The sequence below is a fragment of the Halomonas garicola genome, assembly GCF_031935715.1.
In the GTDB taxonomy this organism is placed as follows: domain Bacteria; phylum Pseudomonadota; class Gammaproteobacteria; order Pseudomonadales; family Halomonadaceae; genus Vreelandella; species Vreelandella garicola.
In genome coordinates, this window is the sequence record NZ_JASSZF010000021.1 from 23,869 (window position 1) to 46,040 (window position 22,172).

The following is a 22,172-nucleotide window of genomic DNA, read 5'->3' on the forward strand; positions in this document are numbered from 1 at the left end:
GCAAGCGCCTAGCGCGAATGGAACAAGCGGCGCAGCTTATCGGCCCAGCGGCGATAAAACGGCCGGCTGTGGTCGGCAATATAGGCCGCGCTGCGCTCGGCCAGCGCCTGGCGGTCGGCGGCGAGCTTTTCCACCTCGACCCAGCGGTTCCACTCGGTAACGGCCCCCCAGCCGGGCTGGGACAGCTGGGCGTTGGGCAGCCGATAGTGAAACGTCGGCCGGGGCTTGGTCAGCCGGCTGTGCAGCAGCGCGTGGGAATGCTCGGGGCAAAGGTGGGCAAACAGCGGCAGCATGTCCAGCTCGCGGTTGCGCGTGGGGTTGTCGTGGAGGTAGTCGTCGATCAGCTCGGCCAGCTTAGGCCGATAGTCGGCGGCGAGCACTTTGAGCGCGTAGTCCTTGGGAAAGGGGTTGGCGTGGGGCAGCACTTCGCGGGTGATGTCGACCTTGATGTCGTCGCGCAGCCAGGGCGCCAGCAGCAGATAGGCCTGGAGCATGGCGCGGATATCGTCATCGGCCGGCGAGGCAATTTCGGGGTTGAGGTGCAGGCCAAAGCCGTACAGCAGGCTGGCGTCGGTGCCCTTGGCGCCGTGTTCGCGCAGGGCGTCAAACAGGCGATCGAGGAGGTCGAGCTCGTTCCAGGGGATCGGCGGGCAGATGATCTCGGTGGGCACAAGCCCGGTGACCATGTCGCCGATGAGCTCGCGAGTCTTCTGGTGGAACTCCGTGCGCAGCTGGTGCTGGTGGTGCGCCCATTCGCCGTCAAGCGCGATGCGGTCGTCGAGCACTCGTCGGTCGGGGTGGGCATACTGGGTATCCAGCTCGATGACGAACTCGCCCCAGCGGGTGTTTTCTACCTGTAGCCGGTGGGGGCTGACCGCGTTAAGCTCACCGCCGAACAGCTCGCGCACGACCAGCGCGGTATCCCTTGGCGGCAGGCCGGCAAACTCGATTTCCACGCCGACGCGGCGAATGCGGCCCTGGGCGTTGCGGGGGGCGGGGGGAGCTTGCAGCGTCATCGGCCGTCCTGTGAGGTGAACCAAAAGTGCGCTCAGATTATCATATCGGGCGGGGCGCATATCGGCTTGCGCGACACATCGGAACAAAGGCAGGCCAAATCCGGCCGCCCGCCGGCCCTGAGCCGGCGACGCGCCCGGCTATCAGCCGTTTTCACGATCACGTTCAGGATCACGTTCAGGAGAGGCAAGTGCGACAGCACACTATTACGCTCAGCGCCCTGATATTGGCGTTTTTCATCGCGATGCTGACGCTTGTCACGCCGGCGCATGCCCAGGGGGTGTCGCTGCCCGGACTCAAGCAGGAAGCCGGTCAGGAAACGACCGACAGCGCGTCGCTGCAGCAGTCGCTCGATGACATTATCGCCACGCTGGAAGACGGCCAGCAGCGCGAGCAGCTGCTCAAGTCGCTGCGCGACCTCAAGGCGGCGGCCGACGCCTCCGTGGAAAAAAGCGGCGGCCGCCAGGGGCTGCTGGGGGCGCTTGCCGATACCCTGACCGACATCAACGAGCAGGCCCAGGAGGGCGGAACGCCGGCCGAGCAGTGGGCCGAGCAGCTGCGCGAAGGAGGCGCTGAGCTGCGCGAGCTGGTCAACCGCCCCGGGCGCGCCGGCATGATCCGCGCCGTGGCCGACGGCGCGGTGCTGGGCATCGTTTGGGTAGGACTGTTGGTGATCATGATCGCCCTCGGGCGCCTGCTTGCGACCCGCCGGGGCTGGCCCCATGACCTGCCCCGGGACCCGCGCGGCCGGCTTATGGCGATTCACTTCTTCCGCCGCATGCTGCCCTGGGTGCTGGCCTTTGCCGTGGTGTTCGGCCTGGGGCAGATCATGCCCTCAAGCCCCGGGCGCGCGGCGGTGCTGGTGGTGGCCTACGTCTGCGTGTGCGGTCGGGCGCTGTCGGTGGTGTTTGAAACCGTGATCGCCTTTTTCAGCAGCGGCCACCGCTTTACCGCCGTGCGCCTGCTGCAGCAGCGCGCCCTGCGCACCCTGTTCATGATCGGGGCGCTGATTGCGCTGGGTGACGCGCTGATTTCCAGCCGCCTGGTGGAAATGCTCGGCGAAGACTTCTCCGGTCTGGTGTCGGTGCTGGCCAATATGCTGGCAGCGCTGGTCGCGGCTCGCTTTATCATCAAGTTCAAGCGCCCCATCCGCCACCTGATCTGCAACCGGCCGTATCAGCAGCGCCGGGATGCGGGCACGGCCGTCGAGCTCAGTCGGGCGCTGGGCGGCATGTGGCACGTCCCCGCGCTGCTGCTGGTGGGCGGCTCGCTGCTGGCGATTTTCATCAGCGTGGGCGACGTGGGCTCGGCGCTGGCGCGCTCGATCATTTCGGCGAGCCTGCTGGTGCTGACGCTGGTCGTGACCGGGCTTCTGCGCCGCCACGGCGAGCGGCGCAAGAGGCGCCGGCGGCCGCCGCGCTACCGCGAGTATCGCCGCCGCCTGGCCCGGGTCGGCTTTGTGCTGGCGCACATCTGCTCCTGGATGGTGTTTGCCGAGCTCTTCATGCAGGTATGGGGCGGCTCGCTGTTCGGCCTCGGCCAGGAAGGGGTGGCCGGGGCGCGCATCGGCAAGGCGCTGCTCAGCCTGGGGGCGACGATGCTGCTTGCCTGGCTGGTGTGGATCTTTGCCGATACCGCGATCCAGCGGGCGCTGGTGTCGTCAGCCAAGACCCAGGGGCGGCGGGTCAACCAGGCCCGGGCTCAGACCATCACGCCGATGATCCGCAACGTGATTTTCGTCACCATCCTGATCATTGCCGGCATCGCCGGGCTTGCCAACCTCGGGGTCAACGTCACGCCGCTCTTGGCCGGTGCCGGGGTGATCGGTCTGGCCATCGGCTTTGGCGCCCAGACCCTGGTGCAGGATTTGATCACCGGGATCTTTATTCTCATCGAGGACTCGCTGGCGGTGGGCGACTTCGTCGAGATCAACGGCCACATGGGCACCGTCGAGGGGCTCACGCTGCGCACCGTGCGCCTGCGCGACCTGGACGGCATCGTTCATATCATCACCTTCAGCCGCTTTGACTCGATCCACAACATGTCGCGCCAGTTCGGCATTGCGCTGATGAAGATCCGCATTCCGTTCTCCATGCGCATCGACGACGCCATCACGCTGATGCAGGAAACCGCCCAGGAGCTGCGCAACAACCCCATGATGCGCCACTACATCTGGGCGCCGCTGGAAATGCAGGGCATTCACGCCTTTGAAGAAGGCTGCCCGATTCTGCGGATGCGCTTTCGTACCGCGCCGGAAATGCAGTGGGACGTGGCCCGGGCGTTCAACCTTTTGCTCAAGCAGCGCATGGAAGCCCAGGAAGTGGATCTTGGCGTGCCGCGCCTGAGCCTGAGCATGGAGGCAAGCTCCGAGCGCCGCTGGGAAGACGGCGAAGGCGACGACGGCGTGACGACCCTGGACGATGGCACCGCCCGAGGCGAAGAGCCCGCCGGCGTCAACGACGAGGAGCCCAAGGAAACCCACCGGCCCACGCCGCCCAAGCCCGCGCCTACGCCCACGCGCCGGGAAGAAGCCCGGGAGCAGGCGCTACACCGGACCCAACCCAAGCCCCAGGGGCAGGGCGAGCCCAGCGGCGAAACCCGCGCGGGAAGCGGCGATGAAGGCGACGGTGACGGCGACTAGCCGGGGCCGCAACACTCAGCCAAACAGACAGCGAAACGGCAAGGAGCGATGCCCAGGTGGTCCACGTAGAGCGAAAAAACAGTTTTCAGCTGCGCCTTTCCCGGCGGCTGGAAGAAGAAACGTCGCACACGCTGGACGTCTATTTATTTGTGCCCGGTGAGCTTGGGCTAAGCACCGAGCTGATTGCCGAAGACGCCTTTTATCATAGCGCCATTCAGGTGTCGCGGACCTACCACAGCGAGGCCTATCGCCTGCCGCTGGTGCACAGCCGGCTGGCCAGCCGCAACCAGCTGGGCAGCGAATCCTATCGTCTGAGCCTGAGCCTTTACGCCTACCAGTACGTGGAGGCTCTGGAGCGCACCACGCGCTCTCTGCTGGACAGCGCCCGGGAGCTTCGCCAGCGCCCGCCGAATACGGACGAGGCGCTGAACCGCGAAAAGGACGCCGCCTTTGATCAGTCGGTGCGCGAAATGGTGTCGCTGAGCGACGGTATCCTCAAGCGGATGCGGCGCAACCGCCCAAGGGACGACCGGCTCTACAAATACTTTGCCAACATCGACAACTATCTGTCGTGGTTTACCGAGCAGCAGCTGCTGGCGGTGGTGGCGTATATGCCGCGTTCGAGCGAGCTGACCCCGCTCAAGCGCGAGCTGATCGCGGTGTGCGAAGCGGAAAGCGGCTATCGCCGGGAGCAGCAGTATAACGCCGAGCGGGTGATGAACGACCCCACGCGGATGTCGAACAAGATGCGCCTGCTGCGCCGGCTGATCGAATACCCGATTACCCTCAAGCAGCGCAACCGGGAGCTCGGCGGCGGCGAGCAGAAAGCGGTCAAGGCGCTGGCCACGGCAGTGGTCATGGCCTTTGTGTCCTTCGCCGTACTGCGCGTGCGCGACCAGCTGGGGGACATCACGGCGCTTTTTATCCTGGCCATGGCGGTGCTGTACGCCATTCGCGAGGTGTTCAAGGACGACTTGCGCAACACCCTGTGGCACTGGCTGCGCAAGGGGCGGCCCAAGTGGCGCCGGGAATATCGCGATGCGACGCGCAACGTGCTGGTCGGCCGCCAGCTGGAGTGGTTTGACTACAAGCGCTACGCGTCGCTCGACCCCTCAATACGCGAGATGCGCCGGCGCAAGATGGCCCAGCGGGAAGAGGTGGTGCTGCACTATCGTTCGAGCTCGCGGATGTCGCCCACGCGGTTTCTCAGCGGCTACCGGCACACCCGGGAAACTCTGAGCCTGGACGTGTCCCAGCTGACCCGGCTGATGAGCCGCAGCACCCACCACGTTTATCGGCTGAAAGACGGCCAGGCGGTGCGCGAAAGCGTTGAACGCCGCCATCTGTTCAACCTGGTGGTGCGCGAGACCGAAAACCACGCCGGGGCGCACCTCGCCCGCTGGAAGGTGGTCATCAGCCGCTCGGGTATCGTTGCCGTGGACAAGGTGGCCGACAGCAACGAGGCCTGAGGGGAGGCGTTGCCCGCAGGCTGGGCTACTCCTTCAGCGCGTCGAGGGCGCGCTCGAGGTTGTCCACGCTGCGCTCGGGATGGTGCAGCTTGTCGAGGCCGAAAAGGCCGATGCGGAAGGTCTGGAAGTTGTCGCCCTCGTCGCACTGGAGCGCTACGCCGCCGGCGACCTGCACGCCCTGTTCGGCGAGTTTGGCCGGTAGCCCGGGATCGTCGGTATAGCACACCACCACGCCCGGCGCCTCGAAGCCCTGGGCGGCGACGCTGATAAAGCCGTGGCGCTTGAGCATGGCGCGCACGGCTTCGCCGACCACCTGCTGCTCCTGCTTGACCTGGGCAAAGCCGTAGTCGCGGGTCTCAAACATGATGTCGCGCAGGGTGTAAAGCGCGTCCGTGGGCAGGGTGGCGTGGTAGGCATGGCCGCCCTTTTCGTAGGCCTGCATGATGCCGTGCCAGCGGGCAAGATCGCAGGCAAAGCTGCTGCTTTGGGTTTGCGCGAGGCGCTTTTCCGCGCGCTCGGAGAGCATCACCATGGCGCAGCAGGGCGAGCCGCTCCAGCCTTTCTGCGGCGCGGTTACCACGACGTCGATGCCGAGCTCCTGCATGTCGACCCACAGCGTGCCGGCGGCGATGGCGTCGAGCACAAAAAGCCCCCCAACCTCGCGGGTGGCGTGTGCCAGAGTGCGCAGATAGTCGTCGGGCAGCTGCATGCCGGCGGCGGTTTCCACCTGGGGGGCAAACACCACGGCGGGCTTTTCCGCGCGAATGCGCTCGGCGGCTTCTTCAGCGGGGACGGGGATGAACGGCGAACGTTCGTCGCCCGGATTTTGGCGGCGGGCCTTGAGCACGATTTGCTGATCGGTCAGCCGGCCCTGCTCGATAATTTGTGTCCAGCGGTAGCTGAACCAGCCGTTGCGGATCACCATCACTTTCTGGTCGGTGGCGAACTGGCGGGCCACGGCCTCCATGCCGAAGGTGCCGCTGCCGGGGATGATCGCCGTGGCGTCGGCGCGGTAGACGTCTTTCAGCGTGGCGGAAATATCGCGCATGACGTCCTGGAAGCGCTGGGACATGTGATTCAGCGCGCGGTCGGTGTAGACCACGGAGTATTCCAGCAGTCCTTCCGGATCGATATTGGGCAGCAGGCCGGCCATGGTGATCTCCTGATGAGTGACGCGCCGGCGCCCGGCGGCCACGTGGGTTGTGCGGGTGGGCTAAGGCTGCCCGGCAAGGCGCCGGGCGGGAATCAAGAATACGAGGAATCGCGCCCCGGGGAAAGTAGCGCCGGTGCAGGCGCCATCAGGCCGTATCGGGAGAGCCGGCAAGGGTAGCGACCAGGTGGGGCAGCAGGGCAGTAGAGCCAAAGCGCACGTTCTTCGGCGTGATCCAGGCAGGCCCCATGATGTCTGCCACCAGCGACAGGTAGGTGGCGGCGTCGTCGGCGGTATCAATACCGCCGGCGGCCTTGAAGCCGACCTTGCCGCCGCTTTCCCTGATAGCGTTGAGCATGACGGACGCGGCCTCGGGCGTGGCGCCGGCGGCGACCTTGCCGGTGGAGGTCTTGAGGAAGTCGGCGCCGCCTTCGATGGCGATTTCGCTTGCCCGCAGAATCTTGGCGGGATCCTTAAGCTCGCCGGTTTCGAGGATGATTTTCAGCAGCGCCTGGCCGCCGCAGGCCGCCTGGCACATCTCCACAAACTCAAGGCAGGTGTCTTCGTCGCCGTCGAGCAGGGCGCGCCAGGGCAGCACCACGTCGACCTCATCGGCGCCCGAGGCCACGGCTTCCCGGGTTTCCCGGGCGGCGGCCATGATGTCGCCGCTGCCCTCGGGGAAGTTGGCGACCGCGGCAATCTTGACCTCGCCGCTCAGCGTGTGGGCGGTCAGGGCGCGCCGCGCGGCCACCACGAACTGCGGGTAGACGCACACCGCGGCCGGGTGGCCAAACGGCGTTTTGGCCTGCTGGCACAGCGACTCGATGTCGGCGTCGCTGTCCGCCGTGTCAAGGCGGGTCACATCCAGCAGCGGAAGCGCCTGGCGCGCGGCTTGTAGCAAATTGATCGAGGCTGGCATGGGGGATCTCACTGGTTGATGAAAGCGGTATCGGACAGCGGGCCGGCAAGGCGGTGGCGGGGCAGCGCTACCTTACCAGAGCCAGCTGCCCGGCCGGGCTGGCGGGAGGCCGCGGCGCACCTTGATAAACCCGGTGACGCAGCGCACGGCCAGCCACACCGCCAGAAGCGGCCACAGGATGGCACCCAGGGCGAAAACGCTCAAGGCGAAGACGACGCAGAAATACAGCGCGCCGATCCAGAAGGTGCGGATCAGGTAGCGGTAATGGGGCCGCAGCCAGGGCGCGGCGTCCTTGCGATAAACGTAGGCCACGATCACGCCGATCAGCAGCGTGAGATTGGCGGTGACGATGCCGCCCAGAAACAGGGCGTAGACAATTTGCGGCGTGCGCGCCTCCTCGCGGGAGGGGTGGCGTTGGGTCATGGTGCGATCTCGTGGCGGGCGGATGGAGCCAGGGTCAGTAAAGCCGAAAGTCGCGGTAGTCGGGCCGTCCCTGCTGTTCTTGCACGACCTTGCGGTAGCGCTTGTATTCCCACTGGTACTGGGCCGGATCCAGGGCAATGGCGGCTTCGACGCTGGCGTTGACGCCGGTGGCCGAGGCCACCTCGTCGGCGCTGTAGACCTGCTCGTCGGCGTCGAGAAAGTGGATCTCAAAGCCCTTGCCGGGCACGCGCAGGGCGACCCCGGTCACCACCCGGGCTCGGGTGCGAGCCACCAGCTTGGACAGCAGCGTGGCGGTATAGGCGTCGCGGTGGAAAAACGGGGCAAAGACGCCGCTGCCCCAGCCGGGCTCCTGGTCGGGCAGGATGCCGATGGCTTCGTGACGCTTGAGCGCCTTGAGCAGCGCCGCCACGCCCCGGGCGTTGGTGGGCACCAGGGCGGCGCCCTGGCGCTCGCGGCCGTGGCGAATCACCGGGTCGAGCGCGGCCATTTTGGGCGGCTCGTACATGGCGGTGAACGGAAAGTGGCTGGACAGCCAGAAGTTGAGCACTTCCCAGTTGCCAAAGTGCGGGGCGAGCACGATCACGCCGCGCCCGTCCTGCCGGGCGCCGTCGAGCTTGTCGCGGCCGTGCACGGCGACAATGCCGGCGGCTACGCGCTCGGGGGGCGCCATCCAGGCGTGGCCAAGCTCGAGCATGGTGGCAGTGGAATGATGCAGGCTGCGCCGGGTCAGCGCGCGGCGGCTTTTGGCATCAAGCTCAGGGTAGACCGCCGCCAGGTTGCGCCGGGTCACTTCGCGCTCGCGCTGGCTCAGCCGGTAAACCAGCGCACCGGCCAGGCGCGCCAGGCGCCACAGCCGGGCGTGTGGCCAGCCGGAAAGCCGACGCCACAGCCAGACAACGGCGCCGGCCCGGCGGCTGCGAGCAGGGGGCATAGCCGTCATACGCTTACAGCAGCCAGCTATCGACGTGGTGCGGCGCGCGCTTTTCCTGCACGCCCTTGAAGCCTTTGACGCAGCGCACGATAAACCACACCGCCAGCGCCAGCAGCAGCGGAAAGCCGATAACGATCAGCGTCAAAAGCGTCGCGACGCTTGCGTAGAGCAGGCCGATCCAGAAGGTGCGGATCTGGTAGCGGTAGTGCTCGTCGAGCCAGGTCGGGCCGCTGCCGCCGTAACTATAGGCGATGACCACGCCGATGACGGACGTGAAGCCGACGACGAAGCTCGCCAGGTAGAGCGCGTAAACCACGGTGACCATGGTGGTATCCGGCGAGCGGGGCGTCTCGCTTACCACTTCGCCTTTTCCGGGAGCCTGCTGGGTGGCACCCTCGTTCATATGCATTACCTCTGTTGTTTCGCCGGCGCCGTTCGGACAGCCGCCCGGGAATCATGGTACCCCGGCGCGGCGCCGGGTTCATCGGTAGGCGTCGTCTTCCGGCGGAATTTTTTCCGGCTGGCGCAGCGGGCGGGCGATTTCCAGCAGGTTGCCGTCGGGATCGCGCAGGTAAACGGATTCAATGGGGCCGTTGGCGCCCTGGCGGTCGACGGGCCCCAGCTCGATATCGATGCCCAGGGCGTCCAGGTGCTGTTTGAACTCGGCCAGCGGCAGCTGGCAGCGTAGGCACAAATCCAGGCTGCCCGGGGTCGGCGTGGCCGAAATGGGGGCGATGTCGGTATCGGTCTGATGCAGGCGCAGGGCCGTGTCGCCAAGCATCAGGTCCACGCGCTGAGCGTCGCGGTAGCGCACATCCAGCCCCAGCACCCGGGAATAGAAATCCACAGCGCGGGTAATGTCGGTTACCGTGATGACCAGATGATCCAGTCCTGAAAGCATGGCACTTTCCTTGCGTCAAAAGTCGTAAAGCGAAAGGGATAAAAATAGGGATAGGGTCAAGAATACGCTGATGGGGCATTTCGACGCAAAAGCCTCGCCTCGCCGGGCGTGGCGGGAAATAACGACAGGCAACACTTTTGATAACCTTTTGGCAACGGATTGATGATGGAGATGCTGAAAACATGAACGCAAAGACAGAGACGACCGATCACAAAGGCGCGGCGGATAGCGTCGTTGAGTGGCACCGGCATGAGGGCGTGGTGCGGCTGACCGTCAATCGGCCCAAGGCCCTGAACGCCTTGAACGAGGAGGTGATCGAGGCCCTGAGTGCTGCCCTTGACGCCCTGGAGAGCGACGCTGAGCTGCGCGGCGTGCTGATCACCGGCGCCGGCGAGAAGGCCTTTGTGGCCGGCGCCGACATTACCCGCATGCGCGAGCAGACTGCCCCTCAGGCTCACGCCTTTGCCAGCCGGGCGCAGGCGGTCCTCAAGCGCCTTGAGCGCCTGCCGGTACCGGTGGTGGCGCTGGTCAACGGCTTTTGTCTGGGCGGCGGCTGCGAGCTGGCGCTGGCCTGCGACTGGGCGGTGGCAAGCGACAACGCCGTGTTCGGCCAGCCGGAAGTCCAGCTGGGCATTATCCCCGGCTTTGGCGGCACCCAGCGCCTGCCGCGCCGGGTGGGGCCGGCCATGGCGCTGGATCTGATCACCACCGGGCGCAAGGTCGACGCCGATGAGGCGCTGCGCATGGGGCTCGTTAACCAGGTGATGCCCCAGGCGGCGCTTGACACCTATGCCGAGACGCTCGCCGGAAACTTAAGCGCCAACGCGCCCAGAGCCGTGGGCACCGCCAAGCGTGCGGTACACGACGGCATGGAGCAGCCGCTGGACAGCGCGCTGGCGCTGGAGACGAGCCTTTTCGCGCTGTGCTTTGCCGGTGACGAGCAGGCCGAAGGCATGGCGGCTTTTGTGGAAAAACGCCCGGCCCGGTTTTGAGCCGGCTTTTATCTCGGCTAGGGAATTTTACGGCAAATCATGCTTTACTGATGCGCTTTCATTTCTCTTCAAGGAGCAAGGCATGATGTCGAACCGCCGAGCGCTTTTTCTGGTCATGGCGGCCAGCCTTGCCGCCGTCGCTTCACCGGCGGTGGCAAGCGATAACAGAGCCTTCAGCCTCAAGGTTGCCAACGACGGCATGATCAGCGACGACGACGGCCACTACACCAGCGGCGTGGCGTTTGGATACAGCTTTGCTCCCGACGCCGGCCACTGGACCCAGCGCCTGTCTCGGGCGCTGCCCGACGGGCTAATTCGGCGCGCCGAGCGGGCCGAATACCGGCTGGTGCACCAGATCTATACGCCGGACAATATCAAGACCTCGACGCTGATCGAGGATGACCGCCCCTACGCCGGGCTGGTGTACGGCGGCGTCTCGCTGTTCGGCACCGAGGCAACGGCCCGGGGGCGCGTGGCGACGGATCTGCATTTGGACGTGGGCATGGTCGGGCCGTCGTCGCTTGCCGACAGCATCCAGCAGGAGGTGCACCGCCGGCTTGGCAACAACCGCCCCGAGGGGTGGTCGCATCAGCTGGGCGACGAAGCCATCGTCAACCTGGCGGTGCAGCGCCAGTGGTGGCAGGAAATACCGCTTGCCGGCAAGCAGCTGGCCTACGGGCCCGCTGCCGGCGTTGCGCTTGGCAACTTGAACACCTATGCCAGCGTCGGCTACAGCGTGCGCTTTGGCGATGAGGCCAGAAGCGTGCCCAATCTGTCGCCGCACCCGGCCAGCAGCGCGGGCTTCAGCGCCGAGGACGGATGGCGCTGGTACCTGTTTGCCGGCACGGAGGGCTACTACGTGGCGCACAACCTGCTGCTCGACGGCAACACCTTCTCCAGCAGCCACTCGGTCAGCCGGCGCGAATGGGTGGGCGACGTCTCGGCCGGCCTGGCCCTAGGGTGGAACGATTGGCAGATGTGCTTCGCCGCCGTGCAGCGCAGCCGGGAGTTTCGCGGCCAGGATGACCCCGACAAGTTCGCCGCGCTGACGCTGGGCAAGCGCTTCTAGACCGAGCGGCTAGCCGATCTTGTCCTGGGTCCGGTGCTCGAAGTCGCTGGCGTCGTGGCGCTCTAAAAGCTGCTCGTGGGATTCGCCGAAGGAGCGGTTGACCATGCAGCCGCGCTTGACCTCGGGGCGTTCGGCGATGTCCCGGGCCCAGCGCATGACGTGCTGGTATTCGTGGGTCTGGAGGAACTCGGTGGCGTCGTACACCCGGCCCAGCGCCAGCTGGCCGAACCACGCCCAGTTGGCGATGTCGGCGATGCTGTAGGCGTCGCCGTTGAGGTAGCGGGTTTCCGCCAGGCGCTGGTTGAGCACGTCGAGCAGGCGCTTGGTCTCCATGGTATAGCGGTCGATGGGGTACTTCAGCGCTTCCGGCGCGTAGGCGAAGAAGTGCCCGAAGCCGCCGCCGACGAAGGGCGCGCTGCCCATCTGCCAGAACAGCCAGCTCAGCGTTTCGGTGCGCGCCGCCGGAGCCTTGGGCAGCAGCGCGTCAAACTGCTCGGCGAGGTATAAAAGGATGGCGCCGGACTCAAACACCCGCTGGGGGCTGTCCTGGCCGTGGTCAACCAGCGCGGGGATCTTGGAGTTGGGGTTGGCCTCAACAAAGCCGCTGCCGAACTGGTCACCCTCGCCGATATCAATGAGCCAGGCGTCGTATTCGGCGTCGTGGCCAAGAGCCAAAAGCTCCTCGAACATGATGGTGGCCTTGACGCCGTTGGGCGTGGCCAGGGAATAAAGCTGAAAGCGATGCTTGCCCACGGACAGCTTGCGGTCGTGGGTGGCGCCGGCGGTGGGGCGGTTGGTGCCGGCGAACTTGCCGCCGTTACCGGCTTCCCACTGCCAGACACGGGGCAGGGTATAGGACGTATCGCTCATGGTGATCTCCTGTGATAGCAACGGGGGTCGAGGATTCAAACGCTGGCGCCGTAACCCGTGCACTGCGGTTTCGGCAAAAAACCGGCGTAGCGCCGGGCAGCATTAGAGGCATAACATATGCCTGCCAAAGCCGCAAAAAAGGAGAGGCGATGCGCGTTGAGCAGCTGTATTGCTATCCGGTGAAGTCGCTGCAGGGCATGGCCTTGAGTAAGGCCTGCGTCACCGCGTGCGGGCTTGCCATGGACCGGCGCTGGATGCTGGTGGACGCCCAGCAGCGCTTTGTCACCCAGCGCCAGCGGCCGGCGCTTGCGACCGTCGGTGTGGCGCTGACGGACGAGGCGCTGGTGCTTTCGCACCCTCGCTGCGAGCCGCTGTCGGTGCCGCTTGAGATGCCGCCGGGGCGCAAGCTGCGCGTGGTCAGCGTCTGGCAGGATCAGTGCAAGGCGTACCCGGAAAGCGAAGCGGTGTCGCGCTGGCTACAGGCCGCGCTTGGCGAGGCGGGGCAGGGGCTTTCTTTAGTGCGCTTTGCGCCGGAGTTTCCCCGCGCGGTCGAGCCGGACTTTCTGGGCGGCGAAACGGCGCATACGCATTTCGCCGACGGCTACCCGTTTTTGGTCACGGCCACCGGCTCCCTCAACCGGCTCAACGACGCGCTTGAGGCTCGCGGGCGCTTGCCGGTGCCGATGAGCCGCTTTCGTCCCAATATCGTCGTGCGGACCGAGGATGCCTGGGCGGAAGACGGCTGGCAGCACTTGGAAACCCGGGACGGCAGGCTTGGCTGGACGCTGCGCAAACCCAGCCAGCGCTGCAAGGTCACCACCGTTGACCAGACCACCGCAGAGATCCCCGCGCCGGGCGAGCCGCTGAAAACGCTGCTCGAACTCGATTCCCAGCCGCACTTGAAGGGCGCACACTTCGGCCAGAACGCTACCCTTACCCGAGGCGACGGCGAATGGCTGCGCGTGGGCGAGCGGCTCTGCGAGCCTCCGCCGGAGGGTGACAGGCGTCTGCCGTCTTGATAAAGCCCCGGCTTCGCTGCACGATGGGACTCCCACGCCGTGACCTGTCGTTGCGCACAGCGGCAGGAAGCGGCCGCCAATCTGGCTACGAATAAAGCTAAGCTAAAATAACGTTACGCTAAGGAGTATCGCTATGGATCGTCATGCAAGCGCACACTGGGAAGGCGGACTGAAAGACGGCAAGGGTACGGTCTCAAGCGAGAGCGGTGTCCTCGACGCGCGCCCGTACAACTTCGGCCAGCGGTTTGAGGATGAAAAAGGCACCAACCCCGAAGAGCTGGTCGCGGCGGCGCACGCCAGCTGCTTTTCCATGGCGCTGTCGATGGTGCTGGGCGAAGCCGGCTACACGCCGGACGCCGTTGATACCCAGGCGAAGGTCACCATTCAGGAAGGCGACGGCGGCTTTGAAATCCCGACGGTCCACCTGGACGTGACGGCAACCGTGCCGGGCGCCGACGACGCGGCGTTCCAGAAGGCGGCCGAAGGTGCGAAGGAAGGCTGCCCGATTTCCAAGCTGCTCAACGCCAAGATCACCATGAGCGCCACGCTGAAAAACGCCTAGGCGCCGGGATGACTTGCCGCCCGTCGGCGGGAAGAGAAAAGCATAAAGCCCTGACGGCCGTCAGGGCTTTTTTGTGCTCGGCAGGGGGCCTGCCCGGCGCCGGCGGGGCGGATAGGTGCGCAGCTCGCCCGGAGGGCGCCGGGTCATGTCGATATCCATGTCGTAGCCCCGGACGAGCAGCTCCACCAGCATCATCGCCGACAGGCCCCAGATCACGTAGCCGCCGACCCGGTAGCTGGGCACGTAGTAGCGGCGCCCCTCGGCGGTGATGACGTCGGTATGGGTGCGCCGGTCGTCGAGAAAGTAGTCCAGCGGCACTTCAAAAATGGCGTCGAGCTCGCCCGGCTCGGCTTTTAGCGGCAGGTCCGGGGGAATCACGCCGACCCAGGGGGTGACCTGGAGACCGTGCAGCGACACCAGATCCGACAGCCGCCCAAGCGAGGTGACCTGGCTCGGCGCCAGCGCGATTTCCTCTTCGGACTCGCGCAGCGCCGTGGCGTAGAGATCGCGGTCGCCGGGGTCGCGCTTGCCGCCGGGAAACGCGACCTGCCCGCGGTGCGTGGTCAGGTGCAGGGCCCGCCGGGTAAACAGCAGCGTGGGCGCGGCGCGGTCGACAACGGGCAGCAGCACGGCGGCCTGGGGCAGGCCCAGGTGGTCAAGCGTTGGCGGGCGGTACGCTTGCAGGCGCTGGCGCAGGGTGTCTAGCATGGGCGGCTATCTCTCGCGGCGCTCATATCTCGGCCAGCTGCCAGACATCAAAGGCCGGCTCTTCGTAGGGATGAGCGAGCCTGAGGGCGGCAACGGCGGCGTGAATGATGTCGTCGTCGCAGGCAAGCTCTACCTTAAGCTCGTCGACCCGGGTCAGCGAGTCGACCTCGCCGATGTGCGGCTCGGCGCCGGCCAGCGGGCGGAACTGCCCGGTCCCCCGGGTTTGAAAGCAGCACGCTTCATAGTTGCCCTGGCGCCCGGCGCCGGTCTCGAATACCGCTTCCTTGACGCTCTCTGCCGCGTCGAGCGGCACGTAAAAAGCCAGCTTGTACATATTGCCTCCCGGCATGGTTGGGGGATAGCAGCTATCTTGCCAAAGATGCGGGGTAAAAAGCGACGCCCGCCGGGCCTGACACAAAGGAGACTGCCCATGGAGGCCGGACTGCGCGCCCTGCTGGAAGAGCAGGGAGTGAAAGCCACCGATACGCCCCGCCTGATCAGCGCAGGGGGGAACAACGCCGTGTACCGGCTGGCAACCGCCGAGGGCGAGCTTATCGCCAAGAGCGACGCGCCCGAGCAGCTGGAGGGCGAGGCCGAAGGGCTCATCGCGCTTGCCCGGGCCAACAGCGGGCTGGTCGTGCCCGACGTCATGGGCTGCGGCCACGGCTGGCTGCTGACCGAGGCGCTAAAAGCCGCCGCCGGGGGCGATGAGGCCGCGTTGGGAGAGGGGCTTCGCCGGCTTCATCAGACGTCTCTCAAGGAGCACGGCTGGCACCGCGACAACGCCTGCGGGCAAACGCCCCAGCCCAATGCGCCCATGGCCGACGGCCGCGCCTTTCAGCGGGAAAGGCGGCTGCTGCCGCTGGTCGAGGCCTGCGCCCGGCACGACCTGCTGGACGCCGAGACCCAGCGGCGCATCCGCCGTCAGGCTGACACTCTGGAAGACTGGCTGGCGCCGGCCGCGCCCCGGCTGGTTCACGGCGACCTGTGGGCCGGCAACGTGCTCTATACTCCGCGCGGCCCGGCGTTGATCGATCCGGCGGTATACGCCCACTATCCGGAGGTGGATCTGGCCATGCTGACGCTGTTCGGTGCCCCGGGCGGGGCGTTTTGGGATGCCTACTGGGACGGCGCCGCGCCGGCGGACTGGCCGCGGCGGGAAGCGCTGTTTCAGCTTTATCCGCTGCTCAACCATCTGCTGCTGTTCGGCACCGGCTATCTGGGCGGCGTTCGCCGGGCGCTTTCTCGGCTGGAGCATGCCTAGCCTGCGCGCAAACGCTGAATGGGCGTAAAAGCGGTGTGATTACGCGACTGACATGCGATAATGTATGTAAATTTTGGCCCGCCCGGCCAACCCGAAACCGACCATCATGTAACGAGGAAGACGCCATGCTGCGACAGCCCCTCACTTCTGCCCTGACCACGGCGCGTCGCGCGCTGCTGCCTTCGCTCATCGCGGCGGCCTGGGCGACGCCGGCCCTGTCGGCGGATCTTTTGACCATCACCCGGGACGCGCTGGACAACAACGCCGCGCTGGGTTCCGCCGAAGCGGTGACGGAAAGCACCAGGGCCGCCCGAGACGCCGAGCAGGGCAATTTGCTGCCGCAGATAAACGCCCAGGGCAACGTCGCCCACAGCGAGCAGTTCGAGCGCCAAAGCCGCCAGGGAGCCGCAGGCATGCCGGGGGCGGGCGCTCAGGACGACAGCGTCAACAGCACAAGCCTCACCCTTGAAGCCACCCAGGCGCTGTTCGATGCCCTCAACAGCCGCGAGGTGACAAAAGCCGAGCGCCAGATTGATCAGCAGCTTTACCAGCTGGCCGCTACCGAGCAGGAGGTGCTGATCAACGTGGCATCGGCCTACTTCGAGATCCTCCGCGCCCACGAGATCCTCGAGGCCCGTCGCGCCCAGGAGCGCGCCATCGGCCGTCAGCTCGAGCAGGCCAAGGAGCAGTTCGACGTCGGCCTGATCGCAATCACCGAGGTGGAAGAAGCCCAGGCGCGCTTCGACCAGTCCCGGGCCGAGCGCATCGCCGGGCAAAGCGATCTTCAGGTCAGCTTTGAGGCACTCGAGCGCCTGACCGGCAAGCGCTACTCAGACGTGGAAGCGCTGGGCGACGACATGCCCATTCAGGTGCCGACCCCGGATGACCGTCAGCACTGGGTCGATCTGGCGGTGGAAAATAACCCCCAGGTGCTGGCTAGCCAGGCCGGCGTCGAGGTCAGCCAAAGCAACGTCGATATTGCCCGGGCCAACCGCCTGCCTACGGTCAGCGCCTTTGCCAGCTACAACTACGACGACAACGACGCCGACGGCGTGGACGGCTATAACTCCGAAGGCCAGGTCGGCGTGCAGTTCAGCCTGCCGCTCTATACCGGCGGTGCCACCACCTCGACGATTCGCCAGAACACCTTCCTGCTGGAGTCCAGCCAGTACGATTTTGAAGACCAGCGCCGCGAAGCCGTGCAGCAGGTGCGCTCGCGCTACACCCAGGTAAGCAACAACGTCTCCACGGTGGATGCTCGCCGCCAGGCGATCGTCTCCAACCAGAGCGCGCTGGACGCCACCCGGGCCGGCTATGAGGTAGGCACGCGCAACATCGTCGACGTGCTCGACGCCGAACAGAACCTCTACACCGCCATGGCCGACTACGCCAGCGCCCGCTACGACTACGTGATCAACCTGCTCACGCTTCGCCAGCAGGCCGGCGTGCTGGACGTCGATGCGCTGGAAGAGGTCAACGGCTGGCTGAGCGCAGACAGCGTCAGTTTCACCCTCCCCGAAGAAAACGCGGATAGCGTGACCCGCATCGGCGAGCGGCCGACGCGCGACTCCTGAAGCATCAGTTCGCTAAATACCGGTTCGCTGCCGCAGACCTGACGGGGTGGCGTTCATGTTTACATTCATGTGTGTATGGTTGTAGGCTTTGCACATTCTGTCAGGGCGTTAACGGATACAAGGACATCATGAAAACGACGTTGAGTAGAGTTGGCCGCGCGGCCGCCGCCGTGGGAGCCAGCGTATTGCTGGCTGCCTGCGGCGGTGAAGAGTCCGCGGACCAGCAGGGCCAGCAGGGCGGCGAAGAGCAGCAGGGCAAGCCCCGATCCGTCGAGGTCACCACGCTTGAGCGCCAGGACGTCGCGCTGGAGAAATCCTATCCGGCCCTGCTGCGCAGCGATGACGAAGTCACGCTGGTGGCGCGGGTGACCGGCACGCTGGAAAAAAGGCTGTTCGAGCCGGGCCAAATGGTCGAGAAGGGCGACACGCTCTACCGCATCGAGCCCGACCGCTACCAGACCGCGGTTAACCAGCGCAAGGCCGATCTGGAAAGCGCCCGCGCCAAGCTGTCGCGCGCCCAGCGCGACGCCGAGCGCTTCGAGCGCCTGCTCAGCCAGAACTCGGTGAGCCGCCAGCAGTACGACCAGGCGCTGGCCGACCGGCGGGTGGCCCAGGCAAGCGTGGCCCAGGCCTCGGCGGCGCTGGAAAGCGCCAATATCGATCTCGACTACGCCGGCGTGACGGCGCCGGTATCGGGAATGATCAGCCTGAGCATGGTCAACGTCGGCAATCTGGTCGATTCGGGCACCAAGCTTGCTACCATTACTCCGCTAGACCCGCTGGAAGTGCGCTTTCAGCTGCCCCAGAAAGATGCCTACGAGCTGCGCCACCAGCTGAAAGCCGGCGCCGATATCAAAGACATTGGCGCCCGGCTTGAGCTGCCGGGCAGCGACACCGGGCTTAGCGGCCATCTCGATTTTCTCGGCGCGCGGGTCGACGAAGCCACCAGCACCGTTCAGGCCAACGCCAACTTTGCCAACCCCGACGGCCAGGTGCTGCCCGGCCAGTACGTGCGCGTGCATCTGGAAGGCCTCAAGCGTTACGACGTGCTGGCGGTGCCGGAAATTGCCCTGACCCAGGGGCTGATGGGGCCCCAGGTCTTTGTCGTTGACGAGGAAGACACCGCCCGCGCGAAAACCGTGGATCTTGGCGACCTGGCCGGCCCCTGGCAGATTCTGCGCGACGGCGTAGAAGCCGGCGACCGCGTGGTCGTGGGCGATCCGGCCGGACTCAAGCCCGGCACGCCGATCAAGCCGGAATCCTTTGACGGCGATGCGGGCGCGCTGATGGAAGAGGCCAAGGAAGAAAAGCAGGCCGAAGAGCAGCAGGAGAAACAGGAAGCCCAGGAGGCACAGCAGGAGCAGCAGCAAGCGCCGGATGAAGACGCCGAGTCGTCAGCGGATACCGAACAGTCCCAGGCCGCGTCGGATGACGAGGACGCGTCGTAATGAATTTCTCCAACTTCTTCATCAAACGGCCGATCTTTGCCACGGTCATTGCCATTATCCTGACCGTGATCGGGGTCATGAGCATGCGCGTGCTGCCCATCGAGCAGTACCCAAGCATCGTGCCGCCCACGGTATCGGTCAGCGCCCAGTTCCCGGGGGCTGACGCCGAGACCGTGGCGCAAACCGTAGCGGCGCCGCTTGCCGAGTCGATCAACGGCGTCGAGGACATGCTCTACATGACCTCGACCAGTGCCGACAACGGCTCGATGAGCCTGTCGATCGCCTTTGACATCGGCACCGACGGCGACATCAACACCATCAACGTCAACAACCGAGTGCAGGGGGCGCTGTCCCAGCTGCCCGAGGCGGTCCAGGATCAGGGCGTACAGGTCGAGCTCAGGTCAAGCTCGATTCTGATGATGATCGCGATGACCTCGCCCCAGGAAGACTACGACCGCGTCTACCTGCAGAACTACGCCACGCTCAACATCCTTGACGAGCTGCGCCAGGTGCCAGGGGTCGGCGAGGCAGAAGTGCTGGGTGGCGGCGAGTTCGCCATGCGCATCTGGATGGACCCCAACAAGCTGTCCCAGTATGACCTGACGCCGGCGGAAGTGGCCACGGCGATTCGCTCGCAGAACACCGAGGTGCCGGCGGGCAGCCTGGCGGCCACGCCCCAGAGCGAGCCCCGGGCGTTTACCTATACCATCACCGCCGGCGGGCGGCTGAACAACGTCGATGATTTCCGCAACATCGAGCTTCGCACCAACCCCGATGGCTCCTCACTGACCTTGGAGGACGTCGCCCGCGTCGAGCTGGGTGCGTCGTTCTACGGCGTCGAGGCGCGGCTGAACGGCGGCACCATGGCGCCGATCGTCATCAACCAGCAGCCCGGTGCCAACGCCCTTGAAACCGCCAAGGCGGTCAAGGACACCATGCAGGAGCTCGAGCAGCGCTTCCCCGAAGGGCTCGACTACGTGGTGCCCTACGACACCACGCTGTTTATCGACGCCTCGGTAGAAACCGTGCTGCACACCTTCATCGAAGCCTTCCTGATCGTCGGCGTGATTCTGTTCATCTTCCTGCAGAACTGGCGCTTTACCGTGATCGCCATGTCGGTGGTGCCGGTCTCGGTGCTGGCCACCTTCGCCGGTTTCTACATGTTTGGCTTTTCCATCAACCTGCTGACGCTGTTTGCGCTGGTGCTGTCGATAGGCATCGTGGTGGACGACGCCATTCTGGTGGTGGAAAACGTTGAAAGGGTGCTCGGCGAGGAGGACCTGACCGTGCGTCAGGCCACCGTGCGCGCGATGCAGGAAGTCGGCGGGCCGATTATCGCAACGTCGCTGATCATGGCGGCGGTGTTTGTGCCCGTGGCCTTCCTCGGCGGCTTTACCGGGCAGATTTACCAGCAGTTCGCCCTGACCGTGGCGATTTCGGTGGCGTTCTCGGCGCTGATGGCGCTGACGTTTACCCCGGCGCTGTCGGCGATTTTCATCAAGAACAAGAAAGACACCGAAGAGACGAAGGTGATGCGCGCGCTGCATACGCCGCTGCGCCTGTTTGACCGTATTTTTGCCGGCATCACCGCCGCCTATATGGCCGCGGTGAAGGTGCTGGTGCGCTTCTGGGGGGTGGCCCTGCTGCTTACCGCCCTGGTGGGCGGGGCGACCTGGTGGCTTTATGAGACCACGCCGGCCACGCTGGTGCCGGAGACGGACCAGGGTATCGTGCTGGCTACCGTTTCGCTTCCGGACTCGGCGTCGCTGACGCGCACCCGGGACTACATGTCGCGGCTTTCCGAGCGTATCGAGGAGATTCCCGGCGTGGAGTATTCCTCGGCGGTAGCCGGTTACGACATGCTGTCAAGCGCGGTGAATACCGCACGGGGCATCATGTTCATCAACATGGATGACTGGTCCGAGCGCGACCTGACGGCGGAACAGCTGGTAGGCAAGATCATGCAGCTGGGCGCCGAGACCGACGGCGGTGAAGCGATGGCGTTCAACGTGCCGCCGATCATCGGGCTGTCCACCACCGGCGGCTTTACCGGCTATCTGCAGTCGTTTGGCGGTGCCTCTTCCCAGGAGCTCTACGAGGCCTCGCTCAAGGTCATGCAGGCGGCCAACGAGCACCCGGGACTCAACCAGGTGTTTTCCACCTTCAACGTCAACGTGCCGGGCTACCGGGCCGAGATCGACCAGCAGAAGGTGCTGGGCTATGGCGTATCGCTGACGGATCTTTATTCGACGCTGTCCAACACCTTCGGTAACGGCTTCGTTAACTACTTCAGCTATCAGAACCGCAACTTCCAGGTCTATCTGCAGAACGAGGACGAGTTCCGCAAGACGCCGGACGATATCGGCAACGTCTATGTGCGCGGCAGCAACGGCGAGCGTATTCCGCTTTCCGAATTCGTCACGCTCGAGCGCCAGACCAAGCCCTCGGTGGTATCGCGCTTCGGGGTGTACCTGGGCGCGCAGTTCCAGGGCGAGCCGGCGGAAGGCTACAGCTCCACCCAGGCCATCGACACCATGGAAGAGATCGTTCAGGAAACCCTGGGCGATGAATGGGGCATGGGTTGGACTGGCACCGCCTATCAGGAATCCACTCAGGGGGGCGCGGCGACGCTTGCCATCGTCTTTGGCCTGCTGATGGTGTTTTTGATCCTGGCGGCCCAGTACGAAAGCTGGTCGCTGCCGCTGGCGGTGCTCACCGCTACGCCTTTCGCCCTGTTTGGCGGCATCGGCGGGGTGGCCCTGCGCGGGCTTGACAGCAGCGTGTACGTCGAGATCGGCATGCTGGTGGTCGTGGGGCTGGCGGCGAAAAACGCCATCCTGATCGTGGAGTTTGCCGAGCTGCAGCGCAAGGAGCTCGGCAAGAGCATCCGCGAGGCTGCGATTATCGCCGCCGAGCTGCGCTTCAGGCCCATCGTGATGACGTCCCTGGCCTTTATCCTGGGCACGATGCCGCTAGCGCTTGCCACCGGGGCGAGCGATACCAGCAGCCACCACATCGGCACCACGGTGTCCGTTGGCATGGCGACGGTAGCGATTATTTCGAGCTGCTTCGTTCCCAGCTACTACGCCATGATTGCCGGCGTGGCCGACTGGGCCAACCGCAAGCGCGGCGCTGGCGACGACCAAAGCGCTGAAGAAGACAGCAATAGTACCTCGGCATAAGCCCTGAAAAGCGCC

20 protein-coding genes are annotated in these 22,172 nt (G+C 65.6%); 10 read left to right on the forward strand and 10 right to left on the reverse strand.

Features of this window, described 5'->3' with window-relative positions; translation table 11 throughout:
- Positions 1-8: 8 nt before the first annotated feature.
- Positions 9-1,016, reverse strand: coding sequence for an amidoligase family protein (locus tag RS027_RS08990; protein ID WP_311956283.1), 1,008 nt, complete (start codon positions 1,014-1,016; stop codon positions 9-11).
- 188 nt (positions 1,017-1,204) lie between these two features.
- On the opposite strand from RS027_RS08990, the gene RS027_RS08995 reads away from it, so the two are divergent.
- On the forward strand, positions 1,205-3,655 hold the full coding sequence (locus RS027_RS08995) for a mechanosensitive ion channel family protein (RefSeq protein WP_311956286.1): 2,451 nt from the start codon (positions 1,205-1,207) through the stop codon (positions 3,653-3,655).
- A 56-nt stretch (positions 3,656-3,711) separates the two neighbouring features.
- On the forward strand, positions 3,712-5,124 hold the full coding sequence (locus tag RS027_RS09000; RefSeq protein WP_311956287.1) for a hypothetical protein: 1,413 nt from the start codon (positions 3,712-3,714) through the stop codon (positions 5,122-5,124).
- A gap of 25 nt (positions 5,125-5,149) precedes the next feature.
- Here the strand turns inward: RS027_RS09000 and RS027_RS09005 are convergent, their stop codons facing one another.
- From RS027_RS09005 to RS027_RS09030, 6 genes are all read right to left on the reverse strand, one after another.
- A complete protein-coding gene (locus RS027_RS09005) occupies positions 5,150-6,277 on the reverse strand; it encodes an aminotransferase class V-fold PLP-dependent enzyme (RefSeq protein ID WP_311956289.1) in 1,128 nt (375 codons plus the stop codon).
- A 145-nt stretch (positions 6,278-6,422) separates the two neighbouring features.
- Positions 6,423-7,193 carry a deoxyribose-phosphate aldolase gene (deoC, locus tag RS027_RS09010; protein WP_311956290.1) on the reverse strand — a complete coding sequence of 257 codons (771 nt, stop codon included), beginning with the start codon at positions 7,191-7,193 and terminating at the stop codon, positions 6,423-6,425.
- A 72-nt stretch (positions 7,194-7,265) separates the two neighbouring features.
- Positions 7,266-7,616, reverse strand: coding sequence for a DUF4870 family protein (locus RS027_RS09015; RefSeq protein ID WP_311956292.1), 351 nt, complete (start codon positions 7,614-7,616; stop codon positions 7,266-7,268).
- A 34-nt stretch (positions 7,617-7,650) separates the two neighbouring features.
- A complete protein-coding gene (locus RS027_RS09020; RefSeq protein WP_376717591.1) occupies positions 7,651-8,577 on the reverse strand; it encodes a lysophospholipid acyltransferase family protein in 927 nt (308 codons plus the stop codon).
- Positions 8,578-8,581: 4 nt separating this feature from the next.
- Positions 8,582-8,971, reverse strand: coding sequence for a DUF4870 family protein (locus RS027_RS09025; protein ID WP_311956300.1), 390 nt, complete (start codon positions 8,969-8,971; stop codon positions 8,582-8,584).
- 78 nt (positions 8,972-9,049) lie between these two features.
- Positions 9,050-9,469: a VOC family protein gene (locus RS027_RS09030; RefSeq protein ID WP_311956305.1), complete on the reverse strand. Its 420-nt coding sequence runs from the start codon at positions 9,467-9,469 to the stop codon at positions 9,050-9,052.
- A gap of 182 nt (positions 9,470-9,651) precedes the next feature.
- Between RS027_RS09030 and RS027_RS09035 the strand changes: the two genes are divergently transcribed.
- Both RS027_RS09035 and RS027_RS09040 read left to right on the forward strand, forming a co-directional pair.
- A complete protein-coding gene (locus tag RS027_RS09035; protein WP_311956308.1) occupies positions 9,652-10,461 on the forward strand; it encodes an enoyl-CoA hydratase/isomerase family protein in 810 nt (269 codons plus the stop codon).
- An 82-nt stretch (positions 10,462-10,543) separates the two neighbouring features.
- Positions 10,544-11,530 carry a lipid A deacylase LpxR family protein gene (locus RS027_RS09040; RefSeq protein ID WP_311956310.1) on the forward strand — a complete coding sequence of 329 codons (987 nt, stop codon included), beginning with the start codon at positions 10,544-10,546 and terminating at the stop codon, positions 11,528-11,530.
- Positions 11,531-11,539: 9 nt separating this feature from the next.
- On the opposite strand, the gene yghU is transcribed toward RS027_RS09040, so the two are convergent.
- Positions 11,540-12,400 (reverse strand): glutathione-dependent disulfide-bond oxidoreductase, encoded by an 861-nt coding sequence (gene yghU / locus RS027_RS09045; protein ID WP_311956312.1) that lies wholly within the window; start codon positions 12,398-12,400, stop codon positions 11,540-11,542.
- 149 nt (positions 12,401-12,549) lie between these two features.
- On the opposite strand from yghU, the gene RS027_RS09050 reads away from it, so the two are divergent.
- Complete coding sequence (locus RS027_RS09050) at positions 12,550-13,419, forward strand: MOSC domain-containing protein (protein WP_311956314.1); 870 nt, start codon at positions 12,550-12,552, stop codon at positions 13,417-13,419.
- Between the two features lie 133 nt (positions 13,420-13,552).
- Complete coding sequence (locus tag RS027_RS09055) at positions 13,553-13,981, forward strand: OsmC family protein (protein ID WP_311956316.1); 429 nt, start codon at positions 13,553-13,555, stop codon at positions 13,979-13,981.
- A gap of 60 nt (positions 13,982-14,041) precedes the next feature.
- Here RS027_RS09055 and RS027_RS09060 read toward each other — a convergent pair whose 3' ends face one another.
- On the reverse strand, positions 14,042-14,689 hold the full coding sequence (locus RS027_RS09060) for a CoA pyrophosphatase (protein ID WP_311956318.1): 648 nt from the start codon (positions 14,687-14,689) through the stop codon (positions 14,042-14,044).
- Between the two features lie 22 nt (positions 14,690-14,711).
- A complete protein-coding gene (locus RS027_RS09065; protein ID WP_311956320.1) occupies positions 14,712-15,023 on the reverse strand; it encodes a YqfO family protein in 312 nt (103 codons plus the stop codon).
- Between the two features lie 96 nt (positions 15,024-15,119).
- Between RS027_RS09065 and RS027_RS09070 the strand changes: the two genes are divergently transcribed.
- The 4 genes from RS027_RS09070 (at position 15,120) to RS027_RS09085 (ending at position 22,157) form a co-directional block, all read left to right on the forward strand.
- Positions 15,120-15,953: a fructosamine kinase family protein gene (locus tag RS027_RS09070; protein ID WP_311956322.1), complete on the forward strand. Its 834-nt coding sequence runs from the start codon at positions 15,120-15,122 to the stop codon at positions 15,951-15,953.
- A 125-nt stretch (positions 15,954-16,078) separates the two neighbouring features.
- The gene (locus RS027_RS09075; RefSeq protein WP_311956324.1) at positions 16,079-17,527 is read left to right on the forward strand and encodes a TolC family outer membrane protein; all 1,449 of its coding nucleotides are present in this window, start codon (positions 16,079-16,081) and stop codon (positions 17,525-17,527) included.
- A 128-nt stretch (positions 17,528-17,655) separates the two neighbouring features.
- Positions 17,656-18,975 (forward strand): efflux RND transporter periplasmic adaptor subunit, encoded by a 1,320-nt coding sequence (locus RS027_RS09080; RefSeq protein WP_311956326.1) that lies wholly within the window; start codon positions 17,656-17,658, stop codon positions 18,973-18,975.
- Entirely contained in the window at positions 18,975-22,157 is a 3,183-nt protein-coding gene (locus tag RS027_RS09085; protein WP_311956329.1) for an efflux RND transporter permease subunit, read from the forward strand. The genes RS027_RS09080 and RS027_RS09085 overlap by 1 nt, the downstream gene beginning before the upstream one ends.
- Positions 22,158-22,172 lie beyond the last annotated feature (15 nt).